This window comes from Pseudomonas sp. (genome assembly GCF_049590575.1).
GTDB lineage: Bacteria > Pseudomonadota > Gammaproteobacteria > Pseudomonadales > Pseudomonadaceae > Aquipseudomonas.
This window is the reverse complement of sequence record NZ_JBAWDE010000350.1, coordinates 16707-28503: the sequence shown is the minus strand read 5'-3', so window position 1 is coordinate 28503 and position 11797 is coordinate 16707. Positions and strand designations below refer to the sequence as shown.

13 protein-coding genes and 1 pseudogene are annotated in these 11797 nt (G+C 60.5%); 8 read left to right on the top strand and 6 right to left on the bottom strand.

The window, feature by feature from the left end; genetic code table 11:
* Window positions 1-72: 72 nt before the first annotated feature.
* Window positions 73-1566, bottom strand: a complete 1494-nt coding sequence (locus tag WBR57_RS24170) for an aldehyde dehydrogenase (RefSeq protein ID WP_424087321.1) — start codon at window positions 1564-1566, stop codon at window positions 73-75.
* 229 nt (window positions 1567-1795) lie between these two features.
* On the opposite strand from WBR57_RS24170, the gene WBR57_RS24165 reads away from it, so the two are divergent.
* Window positions 1796-2158 carry a cupin domain-containing protein gene (locus WBR57_RS24165; protein WP_424087319.1) on the top strand — a complete coding sequence of 121 codons (363 nt, stop codon included), beginning with the start codon at window positions 1796-1798 and terminating at the stop codon, window positions 2156-2158.
* Between the two features lie 70 nt (window positions 2159-2228).
* On the opposite strand, the gene rpmG is transcribed toward WBR57_RS24165, so the two are convergent.
* Both rpmG and rpmB read right to left on the bottom strand, forming a co-directional pair.
* Window positions 2229-2384, bottom strand: a complete 156-nt coding sequence (gene rpmG / locus WBR57_RS24160) for a 50S ribosomal protein L33 (protein WP_003176906.1) — start codon at window positions 2382-2384, stop codon at window positions 2229-2231.
* An 11-nt stretch (window positions 2385-2395) separates the two neighbouring features.
* Window positions 2396-2629: a 50S ribosomal protein L28 gene (rpmB, locus tag WBR57_RS24155; protein WP_003176907.1), complete on the bottom strand. Its 234-nt coding sequence runs from the start codon at window positions 2627-2629 to the stop codon at window positions 2396-2398.
* Between the two features lie 458 nt (window positions 2630-3087).
* On the opposite strand from rpmB, the gene WBR57_RS24150 reads away from it, so the two are divergent.
* Window positions 3088-4680 (top strand): ABC transporter substrate-binding protein, encoded by a 1593-nt coding sequence (locus WBR57_RS24150; RefSeq protein ID WP_424087317.1) that lies wholly within the window; start codon window positions 3088-3090, stop codon window positions 4678-4680.
* A gap of 28 nt (window positions 4681-4708) precedes the next feature.
* Here the strand turns inward: WBR57_RS24150 and radC are convergent, their stop codons facing one another.
* Window positions 4709-5383, bottom strand: a complete 675-nt coding sequence (radC, locus tag WBR57_RS24145) for a RadC family protein (RefSeq protein WP_424087315.1) — start codon at window positions 5381-5383, stop codon at window positions 4709-4711.
* Between the two features lie 152 nt (window positions 5384-5535).
* Here radC and coaBC point away from each other — a divergent pair, with 152 nt between their 5' ends.
* The 5 genes and pseudogenes from coaBC (at window position 5536) to argB (ending at window position 9791) form a co-directional block, all read left to right on the top strand.
* Window positions 5536-6744, top strand: a complete 1209-nt coding sequence (gene coaBC, locus WBR57_RS24140) for a bifunctional phosphopantothenoylcysteine decarboxylase/phosphopantothenate--cysteine ligase CoaBC (RefSeq protein ID WP_010207499.1) — start codon at window positions 5536-5538, stop codon at window positions 6742-6744.
* Window positions 6745-6749: 5 nt separating this feature from the next.
* On the top strand, window positions 6750-7205 hold the full coding sequence (gene dut / locus WBR57_RS24135; protein WP_424087312.1) for a dUTP diphosphatase: 456 nt from the start codon (window positions 6750-6752) through the stop codon (window positions 7203-7205).
* Window positions 7206-7271: 66 nt separating this feature from the next.
* Window positions 7272-7472, top strand: a complete 201-nt coding sequence (locus WBR57_RS24130) for a hypothetical protein (RefSeq protein ID WP_424087310.1) — start codon at window positions 7272-7274, stop codon at window positions 7470-7472.
* Window positions 7451-8866: pseudogene (locus WBR57_RS24125) on the top strand (phosphomannomutase/phosphoglucomutase); the annotation flags it as partial. The gene WBR57_RS24130 and the pseudogene WBR57_RS24125, both read left to right, overlap by 22 nt.
* A 19-nt stretch (window positions 8867-8885) precedes the next feature.
* Complete coding sequence (gene argB / locus WBR57_RS24120) at window positions 8886-9791, top strand: acetylglutamate kinase (protein WP_015886532.1); 906 nt, start codon at window positions 8886-8888, stop codon at window positions 9789-9791.
* 71 nt (window positions 9792-9862) lie between these two features.
* Here the strand turns inward: argB and pyrE are convergent, their stop codons facing one another.
* Window positions 9863-10507 (bottom strand): orotate phosphoribosyltransferase, encoded by a 645-nt coding sequence (pyrE, locus tag WBR57_RS24115; RefSeq protein ID WP_003195489.1) that lies wholly within the window; start codon window positions 10505-10507, stop codon window positions 9863-9865.
* Window positions 10508-10589: 82 nt separating this feature from the next.
* On the opposite strand from pyrE, the gene WBR57_RS24110 reads away from it, so the two are divergent.
* Window positions 10590-11369, top strand: a complete 780-nt coding sequence (locus tag WBR57_RS24110; RefSeq protein WP_003195493.1) for an exodeoxyribonuclease III — start codon at window positions 10590-10592, stop codon at window positions 11367-11369.
* A gap of 58 nt (window positions 11370-11427) precedes the next feature.
* Here WBR57_RS24110 and WBR57_RS24105 read toward each other — a convergent pair whose 3' ends face one another.
* Window positions 11428-11796, bottom strand: a complete 369-nt coding sequence (locus WBR57_RS24105) for a DUF4870 domain-containing protein (protein WP_424087307.1) — start codon at window positions 11794-11796, stop codon at window positions 11428-11430.
* Between the last annotated feature and the right edge of the window lies 1 nt (window position 11797).

The following is an 11797-nucleotide window of genomic DNA, read 5'->3' as shown; positions in this document are numbered from 1 at the left end:
GTGAGCACTGTTAGCGCCTGACACACCGCTATCGGGGGCAAGCCCCCTCCCACATTTGACCCAGCGTGTTGCTTAGAGCTTGATCCAGGTCGCCTTCAGCTCGGTGTACTTGTCGAACGCGTGCAGCGACTTGTCGCGGCCGTTACCCGACTGCTTGAAGCCACCAAACGGTGCGGTCATGTCGCCGCCGTCGTACTGGTTGACCCACACGCTACCGGCGCGCAGGGCCTTGGCGGTCAGGTGTGCCTTGGAGATATCCGCCGTCCACACCGCTGCGGCCAGGCCGTATTGGGTGTCGTTGGCGATGGCGATGGCTTCCTCGGCGCTGTCGAAGGTGATCACCGACAGCACTGGGCCGAAGATCTCCTCCTGGGCGATCTTCATCGCATTGGTCACGCCGTCGAAAATCGTCGGCTCCACGTAAGTGCCGCCGGTTTCTTCCAGGGTGCGCTTGCCGCCCGCCACCAGCTTGGCGCCATCCGCGTGGCCGGCTTCGATGTACGACAGCACAGTGTTCATCTGCTGAGTGTCCACCAGCGCGCCGACGTTGGTCGCCGGGTCCAATGGGTTGCCTGGCTTCCAGCCCTTGAGGGCTGCAATTACCAGCGGCAGGAATTTATCCTTGATGGAACGTTCCACCAGCAGGCGCGAACCGGCGGTGCAGACTTCGCCCTGGTTGAAGGCGATGGCGCCAGCGGCGGATTCGGCAGCGGCTTGCAGGTCCGGCGCATCGGCAAACACGATGTTCGGGCTCTTGCCGCCGGCTTCCAGCCATACGCGCTTCATGTTCGATTCGCCGGAGCGGATCAACAACTGCTTGGCGATCTTGGTCGAACCGGTGAACACCAGGGTGTCGACGTCCATGTGCAACGCCAGTGCGTTACCCACGGTGTGGCCGTAGCCCGGCAGCACGTTGAACACGCCTTTTGGAATGCCTGCTTCAACGGCCAGGGCCGCGATGCGGATGGCGGTCAGCGGGGATTTTTCGGACGGTTTGAGGATCACCGAGTTACCGGTGGACAGCGCCGGACCGAGCTTCCAGCAGGCCATCATCAGCGGGAAGTTCCACGGCACGATGGCGCCGACAACGCCCACCGGCTCGCGGGTCACCAGGCCCAGTTGATCATGCGGGGTGGCCGCGACTTCATCGTAGATCTTGTCGATGGCCTCGCCGCTCCAGCTCAGCGCATTGGCCGCACCCGGCACATCGATGCCCAGGGAGTCGCTGATCGGCTTGCCCATGTCCAGGGTTTCGAGCAGCGCCAGCTCTTCGGCATTCTCTTTGAGCAGCGCGGCGAAGCGGATCATCGTGGCTTTGCGTTTGGCCGGCGCGAGGCGCGACCAGACACCGGAATTGAAAGTGGCGCGGGCGTTTTCCACGGCGCGCTGGGCGTCGGCGACGTCACAGCTGGCAACGGTGGTCAGCAGGCGGCCATCGACCGGGCTGATGCATTCGAACGTCTCACCGGAAGCGGCGGCGGTGTATTCGCCATTGATGTAGGCGCGGCCTTCGATCTTCAGATCCTTGGCACGTTGTTCCCAGTCGGCACGGGTCAGGGTGGTCATGCGAGTGTCCTCCTCTAATTGAATACAAGGGCCGGGCGATGTCCCCGGCAGCCTCAAAAAATTCTTGCCCCGCCAGCCTGCTGTTCGGCTCAAGGCGGCTATCACCCTAAACCAGCGGCTGGGGGTGTTTCAATATATTTGACATAAGCCCGGTAAACGCCCTTGCGATGTTCATTTTAATAAACATAGACTTTGGGCTCTCCAACCGCAGGCCAGACGGGACACGCACATGAGCATCCAGGACATCGTCGACTTCAGCCAAGCCAGCACCGCCCCAGATCGCTACCGCCCTGCTGCGGAAAAAGTCCTCAAGGGCGATCCCGAACAAACACTCTACAACCACTACAACAGCCCGTGCGGCCAGATGAGTGCCGGGGTTTGGGAAGGTGAAGTCGGGCAGTGGAAGGTCAATTACACCGAGCATGAATACTGCGAAATCGTCCAGGGTGTTTCCGTATTGCGCGATGCCGAGGGCAACGCCAAGACCCTGCGCGCCGGCGACCGCTTCGTGATCCCCGCCGGTTTCAGCGGCACCTGGGAAGTGCTGGAACCGTGCCGCAAAATCTACGTGGTATTTGAACAGAAAGCCTGATCAGCAAATCGCAGGCAAAAAAAAGCCCGACTCGTGAGAGACGGGCTTTTTTCACAAGGAGGAAAATCAATTACTTGATTTTGCCTTCTTTGTAGATCACGTGCTTGCGAACGCGCGGGTCGAACATTTTCTTTTCGAGCTTGTCCGGGGTAGTACGCTTGTTCTTGTCGGTAGTGTAGAAGTGACCAGTACCGGCGCTAGAGATCATTCGAATCAATTCACGCATGATAAAGCTCCTTAGATCTTGCCAGCGGCGCGGATTTCGGCCAGCACGACAGTGATGCCACGCTTGTCGATGATACGCATGCCTTTGGCAGATACACGCAGGCGAACAAAACGTTTCTCTTCTTCAACCCAGAAGCGGTGATGCTGCAGGTTCGGCAGGAAACGACGACGGGTTTTGTTATTTGCGTGGGAAATGTTATTCCCAGTCACCGGACCCTTACCGGTAACTTGACAGACTCTCGACATGCCTCAGCCCTCTAAAACCACATGCCCAACCCGGCATGGGTTGGCCGCTTAATCTCTCAGTCATTTGGCGCCAGGCGCCGCGTTTCTTTAAGGGTCTTACCGGCTACACCTACAGTGAAGGAACCGGGCCCCTAGAAAAGAGCGCTGCTTTATACCAGAAAGACCCCAGTGCAACAACAGCCCGTGTGTTTTTACCGGCGTAAATCTCGGCGACAGACCCCCGAACCGTAGCCAGGAGGGGCCGCTGCAACAGCCGACCGCTCGTCGCACAGAATGATTTACAGCACTCGCGCGCGCAGTGAAGCGCACGGCGAAACGCGCTGAGGCGCCATCAAAACAGCATTTGCAGCAAAAGCACAGGCAAAAATGGACTAGTCATTTATCAATCAGGCCACTACGGTAGGACTTTTCCAGACTGCACTCGCAGATGGGCCTTCGATCTGCAAAGGAAACCGAACATGCGCCTCGCTGCCCTACCGCTGCTGCTAGCCCCTCTATTTATCGCCCCGCTGGCTTCTGCGGCCAACAACCTGAGCGTCTGCACCGAGGCCAGCCCCGAAGGGTTCGATGTGGTGCAGTACAACTCGCTGACCACCACCAACGCCTCGGCCGATGTGCTGATGAACCGCCTGGTGGACTACGATGCGGCCAGCGGCAAACTGGTGCCCAGCCTGGCGGACAGCTGGGAAGTCTCGCCGGATGGCCTGACCTACACCTTCAAGCTGCACCCGGACGTGAAATTCCATCACACCGACTATTTCACCCCAAGCCGCACCCTGACTGCCGAAGACGTACGCTTCAGCTTCGAACGCATGCTCGATCCAGCCAACCCGTGGCACAAGATCGCCCAGAGTGGCTTCCCGCACGCGCAGTCGCTGCAGTTACCCACACTGGTCAAGAAGATCGACGCCCTCGACCCGCTGACTGTGCGCTTCACCCTGGACCACGCCGACTCTACCTTCCTCGCCGCCTTAAGCATGGGCTTTGCTTCTATCTACCCTGCCGAATACGCCGACAAACTGCTCAAGGCCGGTACCCCGGAGAAACTCAACAGCCAGCCGATCGGCACCGGGCCATTCATCTTCAGCCGTTTCCAGAAGGATGCCGTGGTGCGCTACAAAGGCAACCCGGACTACTTCGCCGGCAAACCGCCTGTGGATAACTTGATTTTCGCGATTACCCCGGACGCCAACGTCCGCCTGCAGAAACTCAAGCGCGACGAATGCCAGATTGCCCTGTCGCCCAAACCTCTTGATGTAGGCGAGGCCGAGAAAGAACCCGCGCTCAAGGTGGAAAAAACCGCCGCTTTCATGACGGCCTTCGTGGCCATCAACAGTCAGCACCCACCCTTGGACAAGCCTGAAGTGCGCCAGGCCATCAACCTGGCTTTCGACAAAGGCAGCTACCTCAAGGCCGTGTTTGAAGGCACCGCCGAAGCCGCCAACGGCCCTTACCCGCCGAACACCTGGAGCTACGCCAAAGACTTGCCGGGTTATCCACAGGACCTCGCCAAAGCCAAGGCCCTGCTTAACCGGGCCGGACTCAAGGACGGCTTCAAGACCACTATCTGGACTCGCCCCACTGGCAGCCTGCTGAACCCCAACCCGAACCTCGGCGCGCAACTGCTGCAGGCGGACCTGGCCAAGGTCGGCATCCAGGCCGAGATTCGCGTGATCGAATGGGGCGAGCTGATTCGCCGCGCCAAGGCGGGCGAGCATGACCTGCTGTTCATGGGCTGGGCCGGCGACAACGGCGACCCGGATAACTTCCTGACCCCGCAGTTCTCCTGCGCGGCGGTGAAGTCAGGCACCAATTTCGCGCGTTACTGCGACCCTGCGCTGGACAAGCTGATCAGTGCCGGCAAAACCACCAGCGAGCAAGGCGTGCGTAGCAAGCTGTATCAGCAGGCCCAGGCGCAGATCCAGCAGCAGGCGCTGTGGCTGCCGCTGGCACATCCGACGGCGTTTGCCCTGGCGCGCAAGAATGTCGAGGGGTACCAGGTGAGCCCGTTCGGGCGCCAGGATTTCTCCAAGGTCAGCGTCAAGCCTTGAGCCCCCAGCCCCGCCCCACAGGGCGGGGTTATATCCAGCCATATTCGACCATCGACAAGGGGTCTCCATCTCCCACGATGATGTGATCGAGCACCCGCACATCCACTAATTCCAGAGCCTTTTGCAGTAATTTGGTCAATTTTCGATCAGCCGCGCTGGGTTCAGCGATTCCAGAAGGGTGGTTGTGACACAGGATCAGCGCCGCCGCGTTGTAGGCCAAGGCGCGCTTGACCACTTGCCGCGGATAAACAACAGCGGCGTCGATGGTGCCTTCGGACAGTGCTTCAAAGCCCAGCACCCGGTGCTTGGAGTCGAGAAACAGGCAACCGAAGATCTCGTGGGGCTCATGGCGCAACAGCGCCTTGAGGTAATCACGCACAGCCACCGGGCTTTCCAGTACCGAATCATTGCGCAGCCGCTCGGCCAGGTGGCGCCGGGACATTTCCAGCACAGCCTGCAATTGCGCAAACTTCGCCGGCCCCAGGCCCAGATGCTGGCTGAACAGTGCCTGGCTGGCCTCCAACAGCGGACGCAAGCCACCGAATTGCGCCAGCAGATGCCGCGCCAGGTCCACCGCGCTCTTGCCGGAAACCCCGGTGCGCAGGAAGATTGCCAGCAATTCGGCGTCGGACAGACTCGCCGCGCCCCACTCCAACAGCTTCTCCCTGGGCCGTTCTGCCACCGGCCAATCGCGAATACTCATTCCACTTCCCTTTGCATGTGCGCCATGTGCGCCGCTGTTGCGGGGCAGACGCTGTGTTATCGTAGGCCCTCTTTTTTGCATGCGATTTCACCTGGGGAGGGGGCATCGCACGCGTCACTGAACTGGCATCACTGAACTGGAAAGGCAAACCAATGCAGCGTCTGTATCGGAAACGCATCGTTCTCGGCGTCGGCGGCGGCATTGCCGCCTACAAGAGCGCCGAGCTGGTCCGCCGGCTCCTCGACCAGGGCGCCGAAGTGCGCGTGGTCATGACTCGCGGCGGCAGTGAGTTCATCACCCCACTGACCATGCAGGCGCTCTCCGGCCACCCGGTTCACCTCGACCTGCTGGACCCGGCAGCCGAAGCCGCGATGGGCCATATCGAGCTGGCCAAATGGGCCGACCTGGTACTGATCGCCCCGGCCACCGCCGACCTGATCGCCCGCCTGGCCCAAGGCATCGCCGATGACCTGCTGACCACCCTGGTACTGGCCACCGACGCCACCGTCGCCATCGCCCCGGCCATGAACCAGGCCATGTGGCGCGACCCGGCCACCCAGGCCAACACCCAACTCCTGCAAAGCCGTGGCCTCAAGGTGTTCGGCCCGGCCTCCGGCAGCCAGGCCTGCGGCGACGTGGGCATGGGCCGCATGCTCGAGGCCACCGACCTGGCGCTGTGCGCCGCCGAGTGCTTCCAGCACCTGGCCCTGACCGGCAAGCACGTGCTGATCACCGCCGGCCCGACCCAGGAAAACATCGACCCAGTGCGCTACATCACCAACCATAGCTCAGGGAAAATGGGCTTTGCCTTGGCCGAAGCGGCGGTCGAGGCAGGCGCACGCGTCACCTTGATCACCGGCCCGGTGCATTTGCCGACCCCTGATCGCGTCACGCGAATCGACGTAGTCAGCGCCCGGGACATGCTGGCGGCCTGTGAAGCGGCCATTCCCTGCGACCTGTTTATCGCTTCGGCAGCGGTTGCAGACTACCGCCCGGAAGTCGTCGCCCCGCAAAAGCTCAAGAAAGACCCTACGAGCGGTGACGGCTTGCTCCTGCAAATGGTGCGCAACCCGGACATCCTGGCTACCATCGCTACGCGTGCGGACCGCCCGTTCAGCGTCGGCTTCGCCGCCGAGACCGAGCACTTGCTGGACTACGCCGCTCGCAAATTGAAAGACAAAAACCTCGACCTGATCGTTGCCAATGATGTCGCCAACCCGAGCATCGGCTTCAACAGCGAGGAAAATGCCATCAGCGTGATCGACCGTGAGTTGCACGCCACCGTTTTTGCCCAGACCAGCAAGGGCAAGATTGCCCGCCAACTGATCTCTTTTATCGCCCAACGGCTGAACCAGGTTTAATTTCCATGCACGCTTTGCAAGCCAAGATCCTCGACCCACGCATCGGCACCGAATTCCCACTGCCGGCCTACGCCACGCCAGGCTCCGCCGGGCTGGACCTGCGCGCCATGCTCAAGCAAGACACTGTGCTTGAGCCCGGCCAGACCATCCTGATCCCGACCGGCCTGTCGATCTACGTCGGCGACCCGGGCTTGGCGGCATTGATCCTGCCGCGCTCGGGCCTTGGCCATAAACACGGGATCGTGCTGGGCAACCTGGTCGGCCTGATCGATTCGGACTACCAGGGCGAGCTGATGGTGTCGTGCTGGAACCGCGGCCAGACCGCGTTCAACATTGCCGTCGGCGAGCGCATCGCCCAGCTGGTGCTGGTGCCGGTGGTGCAGGCGCACTTCGAACTGGTCGAAGCGTTCGATGAGACTCAACGCGGCGCAGGTGGTTTTGGCCATTCCGGCAGCCACTGACTAAGCTGAATCGGGCCGGACGACCCTGTCCGGCCAGACGCCACCGCAGGGCTTTCAGGATGAAGAATGCGCGGATTTAAACAGCGAGATTTCCCTATTGAAATCAATGCATTACGCGAACAAAAAGGCGACGCCAGTACGCCGATGGCACTTTTGCACCACGAACTCTCTGCCGAAAACACCGTCATACCCTTCAGTTTGAGCCCGCCGGTCAGCCACATTCAGGCCAGCTTTGCCCCTTTCAGATGGAGTTTCCCCCCGCGATGAGTACCGCAGCCCGAGTAGCCCCAGCATTTCCCGACAGCATCTTTCGCGCCTATGACATCCGTGGCGTGGTGCCCAAGACCCTGACCGCCGAAACCGCCTACTGGATCGGCCGCGCCATCGGCGCCCAGAGCCTGGCCCAGGGCGAGCCGAACGTTTCGGTCGGCCGCGACGGTCGTTTGTCCGGCCCGGAGCTGGTGGAGCAACTGATCCAGGGCCTGGCCGACAGCGGTTGCCATGTCAGCGACGTGGGCCTGGTGCCGACGCCTGCGCTGTACTACGCGGCCAACGTGCTTGCGGGCAAGTCCGGGGTGATGTTGACCGGCAGCCATAACCCATCGGACTACAACGGCTTCAAGATCGTCATCGCCGGCGACACCCTCGCCAACGAACAAATCCAGGCCCTGCACACGCGCCTGAAAACCAACGACCTGACCAGCGGCGAAGGCAGCATCACCAAAGTCGACATCCTGCAGCGCTACTCTGACGAAATCACAGGCGACGTCAAACTCGCGCGCCGTCTCAAAGTGGTGGTGGACTGCGGTAATGGCGCGGCCGGTGTGATCGCCCCGCAACTGCTCGAAGCCCTGAACTGTGAGGTGATCCCGCTGTTCTGTGACGTCGACGGCAACTTCCCCAACCATCACCCGGACCCGGGCAAGCCTGAAAACCTGGTGGACTTGATCGCCAAGGTCAAGGAAACCGGGGCTGACGTCGGCCTGGCCTTCGACGGTGACGGCGACCGCGTTGGCGTGGTGACGGACACCGGCGAAAACGTGTTTGCCGACCGCCTGCTGATGCTGTTCGCCCGTGACGTGGTGGCGCGCAACCCAGGCGCCGAAATCATTTTCGACGTGAAGTGCACCCGCCGCCTCACGCCACTGATCAAGGAATATGGCGGTCGCCCGCTAATGTGGAAGACCGGCCACTCGTTGATCAAAAAGAAAATGAAAGAAACCGGCGCGCTGTTGGCCGGCGAAATGAGCGGCCACGTGTTCTTCAAGGAACGCTGGTTCGGGTTTGACGACGGCATTTACAGCGCCGCCCGTCTGCTGGAGATCCTCAGCAAGGAAAAATCCACCGCGCAGGCGCTGTTTCAGACCTTCCCGAATGATATTTCTACGCCAGAGATCAATATCCATGTGACCGAGGAGAGCAAATTCAGCATCATTGACGCACTGCACGATGCGCAATGGGGCGAAGGCGCCGACCTGACCAGCATTGATGGTGTGCGCGTCGATTACGCCAAAGGCTGGGGCCTGGTTCGCGCATCCAACACCACACCGGTGCTGGTGCTGCGTTTCGAGGCGGATACCGAGGCTGAGTTGCAGCGCATCAAGGACGTGTTCCACGCCCAGTTGAAACGTGTTGCCCCTGATCTCCAATTACCGTTCTGATTTTTTACCGGAGCCCTGAATGACCCTCGAACGCGAAGCCGCTGCCAACACCGCCAAGGTCCTTTCCGAAGCGTTGCCTTACATTCGACGCTACGTCGGCAAGACGCTGGTGATCAAGTACGGCGGCAATGCCATGGAAAGCGACGAGCTGAAAACCGGCTTTGCCCGCGACATCGTGTTGATGAAAGCCGTGGGGATCAACCCGGTGGTAGTGCACGGTGGCGGCCCGCAAATCGGCGACCTGCTCAAGCGCTTGTCGATCGAGAGTCACTTCATCGATGGTATGCGCGTCACTGACGCGCAGACCATGGACGTGGTGGAGATGGTCCTCGGCGGCCAGGTCAACAAAGACATCGTCAACCTGATCAACCGTCACGGCGGCAGTGCCATCGGCCTGACCGGCAAGGACGCGGAGCTGATCCGCGCGAAAAAACTGACCGTTACCCGTCAGACGCCGGAGATGACCCAGCCGGAAATCATCGACATCGGCCAGGTGGGCGAAGTGATCGGCATCAACACCGACCTGCTGAACCTGTTGGTCAAGGGCGACTTCATTCCAGTGATCGCGCCAATCGGCGTGGGCGCCAATGGCGAGTCCTACAACATCAACGCCGACCTGGTGGCGGGCAAGGTGGCCGAGGCGCTGAAGGCTGAAAAGCTGATGCTGCTGACCAACATCGCCGGCCTGATGGACAAGGAAGGCAAGGTGTTGACCGGCCTGACCACCCAACAGGTGGACGAGCTGATCGCCGACGGCACCATCTACGGCGGTATGCTGCCGAAAATCCGTTGCGCGCTGGAAGCGGTGCAAGGCGGCGTCGGTAGCTCGCTGATCCTCGATGGCCGCGTGCCGAATGCGATCCTGCTGGAAATCTTCACCGATACCGGTGTGGGCACGCTGATCAGCAATCGCAAGCGTCCGTAAGCAGCAGAAACAAAATGTGGGAGGGGGCAAGCCCCCTCCCACATTTGCTTGCGCCTGCAATACGTTCGATATCAGACGCCGAACTGCTCGCGGTAGGCCCGCACTGCCGGCAAGTGCTGCTTGAGCTGCGGGTCGTCTTCCAGGAACTGCAACACCTGGTTCAACGACACGATGCTCACCACCGGAATGCCGAAATCACGCTCTACTTCCTGGATCGCCGACAACTCGCCGTTGCCACGCTCCTGGCGATTCAGCGCGATCAATACACCAGCTGCCTTGGCGCCGTCCTGGGAAGCGATGATCTGCATCACTTCACGGATGGCCGTGCCGGCGGTGATCACGTCGTCGATGATCAGCACATCACCGGTGAGCGGCGCGCCCACCAGGCTGCCGCCTTCGCCATGGGCCTTGGCCTCTTTGCGGTTGAAACACCACGGCAGATCCTGCCCATGATGTTCAGCCAACGCCACGGCGGTCGCAGCCGCCAGGGGGATGCCCTTGTAGGCCGGACCGAACAGCACGTCGAAGGAAATACCGCTTTCAACGATGGCCGCCGCGTAGAAACGACCCAGCTGAGCCAGGGCCGAACCCGAATTGAACAAGCCTGCATTGAAGAAGTACGGGCTGGTGCGCCCGGACTTCAACGTGAACTCACCGAAGCGCAAAACGCCGCGATCGATGGCAAAACGAATGAAATCGCGTTGATACGCCTGCATGAAAAAAGCCTCAGATACCACGGATTTAGCTAATTAGGTAGACGGCGTGTATCATACACGCACGCGATTTTTGGGGCCATTTATGCGGATCATCAGTGTGAACGTTAATGGTATTCAGGCTGCAGTCGAGCGTGGTTTGCTCAGTTGGCTGCAAGCCCAGAATGCCGACGTCATCTGCCTGCAGGATACCCGCGCCTCCGCCTTTGAACTGGACGACCCAGCCTTCCAACTGGATGGCTACTTCCTTTATGCCTGCGATGCCGAAGTGCCCACCCAAGGTGGCGTGGCTTTGTATTCGCGGTTGCAACCCAAGGCGGTCATCAGCGGCCTCGGCTTCGAGACAGCCGACCGCTACGGGCGCTACCTGCAAGCCGATTTCGATAAGGTCAGCATCGCGACCTTGCTGCTTCCTTCGGGGCAGAACGGCGATGAAGACTTGAACCAGAAGTTCAAGCTAATGGACGATTTCGCCCGTTATCTGGATAAGCAGCGACGCAAACGTCGCGAGTACATTTATTGTGGCTCGCTGTACGTGGCGCAACAGAAGCTGGATATCAAGAACTGGCGCGACAGCCAGCAATCCCCGGGCTTCCTGGCGCCGGAACGGGCCTGGATGGACGAGATTGTCGGCAACATGGGCTATGTGGATGCGCTGCGCGAAGTCAGCCGTGAAGGCGACCAGTACAGCTGGTGGCCAGACAACGAGCAGGCCGAGATGCTCAACCTGGGCTGGCGTTTCGACTACCAGTTGCTGACCCCAGGTCTGCGCCGGTTCGTACGCAGCGCGCGTTTGCCGCGCCAGCCACGCTTCTCGCAGCACGCGCCGCTGATCGTGGACTACGACTGGACACTGACCATCTAAGGTCTTTTTCCAGGCACAAAAAAACCGACATCGCTGTCGGTTTTTTTGTGGGCGCTGATTATTTGATCACTCGCCAGGTCAAGGGGTAGCGATAGGCAACCCCCTTGTTGGCCTTGATGCTGCCAATGATGGTCAACACCACGGTGGCGATGGCCAAGGCAAACATCAGGAAAAAGCCAATTACCGCGAATGCCAGCACGATGCACGCCATCCAGGCGATCGCCACGGTGATCTGGAAATTCAAGGCTTCCTTGCCCTGATCATCAATGAACGGGTCCACTTCTTTCTTCATCTGCCACAGGATCAGCGGCCCGACCACGCTGCCGAAGGGGAACACAAACCCCAGGAACGCCGCCAAATGACACAACATTGCTCCCTGGCGCACTTCGTAGGAAGGCGTAGGCACCGGCACTTGGTTGTCATTCATG